Source organism: Oleiphilus sp. HI0117 (genome assembly GCF_001635235.1).
The window spans coordinates 1-2,292 of sequence record NZ_LWGA01001267.1; the positions used below are offsets into that span (position 1 = coordinate 1).

The following is a 2,292-nucleotide window of genomic DNA, read 5'->3' on the forward strand; positions in this document are numbered from 1 at the left end:
AAGCCCAAACCACCCAAAAAAGAAACCAAAGAAAAGGAATGGCTAGTATCAAGCATCATACTTAAGGAAACCCAGGCGCAGCCTCAAGTCGAACTATTGGCACGGGTTGAATCGCCTTTCGACTCAACATTAAGCGCTGCGATCACTGCCGACGTAATGCAAGTTCCAGTGCGAGAAGGAATTAGCGTAAAAATGGGCGACCTACTGGTCCAACTCGATGCTCGCGAAATCGAACTTACCCTGGCACAGCGGCAAGCTGATATTAATGAGCTAGATGCTCTAATCGATGCAGAGAAGCTACGCTTTAAAACCGATCAGGATTCTCTGGTTGAAGAAAAACGATTACTAGAAATTGCCGAGCAAGCACTGGCCCGTCAGGCAAAACTAAAAGCTTCTAACCTGGTCGCACAGGAACGCTACGATAGTGCCGAGTCTAGCCGTGCTCAGCAAGCTTTATCCGTCAATGCCCGAAAGCTAAATATTGCCGACCACCCTAATCGTTTAAAGCAGCTTCAAGCTAAAAAAGTACGAGCCCTCACCTTGCTGAAAGACGCAGAAATCGATGCTGAGCGCGCTCAGATCAGAGCCCCTTTTGACGGTATTGTCACAAGTGTTAAGGTCGCTCCGGGTGAGCGAATACAAATGGGACAAGCACTGGTTTCTCTCTACGACCGAAAGAATATGGAGCTCCGCGCTCAAGTACCCGACAAATATCTGGCACTTATTAGTGATGCACTGCAACAGGGTATCAACATCCAAGCCACGGCACTTAGCCATCAATCAGAAATACCATTACAACTTCTGCGATTATCTGGCCAGGCAAGTCTCAGCAATGGCGGTGTCGATGCTCTATTTAGACCTGCTAGCGAAGAGCATAACTTGATTCTAAACAAAGCATTACGATTACGCATTGATATGCCAGCACTAACAAACGTATTCACTCTACCCGTGTCGGCAATCTATGGAACAAATCGAATTTATCGTATTGAGGAGGGACGGCTTCAATCGCTAAATATTGAAGTATTAGGAAAACAGCTTTTAAGTCTTAGCACGAATTCTGCAAATGAAGAGACTCTTCAAGACAGAGTCATTATTCGTAGTAAGCATCTAGGCGATGGCGATAAGGTCACAACAACCCAACTCCCCAATGCAATTTCCGGTCTAAAAGTTAAAGAGCGTAGCTAAGAATGAGCATTGTAAATCACGAACAAAACCCAGGTGATCACCGCTCAGATTTAATTGGCCGCTTTGCTCAACATAAAGTAGCAGCCAACCTGCTCATGCTGATTATGCTGCTTGCAGGTGCGGTATCACTAATCAAACTTAACACTCAGTTCTTACCAAACTTCGAACCCGACTACGTTATCGTCCGCGTTACCTGGCCAGGTGCCAGTGCAGAAGATGTGGCCAAGTCGATTGTCACACCGCTAGAACAGCAGTTGCGCAATCTAGATTACGTGAAAGAAATGCGTTCGACGTCTTATCAAAGCGCTGGCGTCATCGTCCTGGAATATGATGAAGGCAGTGATATGGGTTTGGCCCTCGACCAAGTTAAAGAATACGTTGACCTGGTAAGAAACCTTCCCTCTGATTCTGAAACGCCCGAAGTATCAAAAGTTTCGTTAAATGAGGACGTTGCAACCATCATTCTTTCTTCGGATGGCACATTAGAAGAACTACGCCCACTTGCCTACCAGTATGAAAGAGAACTACTAGACAGAGGCGTTGCAAAAGTCGAGTTTATTGGCCTGCCATCTCAAGAGATAGCCATTCAGGTTGATAGCAAACAGATCAGCGCATTAAAAATGTCACTTCCCCAACTCGGCCAGCAAATACTCAATGCCAGTCAGGATATCCCAGCAGGTACCAGCGGAAAAAGTGAAGCAGCCAAAGAACTTAGAAGCATTGAACAGCGAAGAAGTGAAAGTGGCTTTGAACAGCTAGCCATACTAAGCGGAAGTTCTGCCGAACCCATTAAGCTCGAAGACATCGCGGTGGTGCAACAACGTAATAAAGACAATCAAATAGAGGTCTTTTATCAAAACAGGCCTGCTGTTTTGTTACGAGTTCTTCGCACCCAGTCTTCCGACACTTTGAAAGCAGCTGAGACTCTTAATAACTGGTTGGCTGACACAAAGCCCCTACTCCCTCAAACTGTTCAGTTACACGCTTATAATGAAGCCTACGTACTAATTGAGGACCGTATTAACCTGCTAATCAAAAACGGCCTAGGCGGCTTGATTCTAGTGGTCAGCATCCTATTCATATTCCTCAATGGTCGTGTGGCCTTTT

2 protein-coding genes are annotated in these 2,292 nt (G+C 45.8%); both read left to right on the plus strand.

Features of this window, described 5'->3' with window-relative positions; genetic code table 11:
- Nucleotides 1-1,185, plus strand: a 1,185-nt coding sequence (locus A3757_RS22065) for an efflux RND transporter periplasmic adaptor subunit (protein ID WP_068740305.1), incomplete at its 5' end; no start/stop codon positions are given.
- 2 nt (nt 1,186-1,187) lie between these two features.
- Nucleotides 1,188-2,292: efflux RND transporter permease subunit (locus A3757_RS22070; protein ID WP_197470220.1), on the plus strand; the 1,105-nt coding region annotated here is incomplete at its 3' end.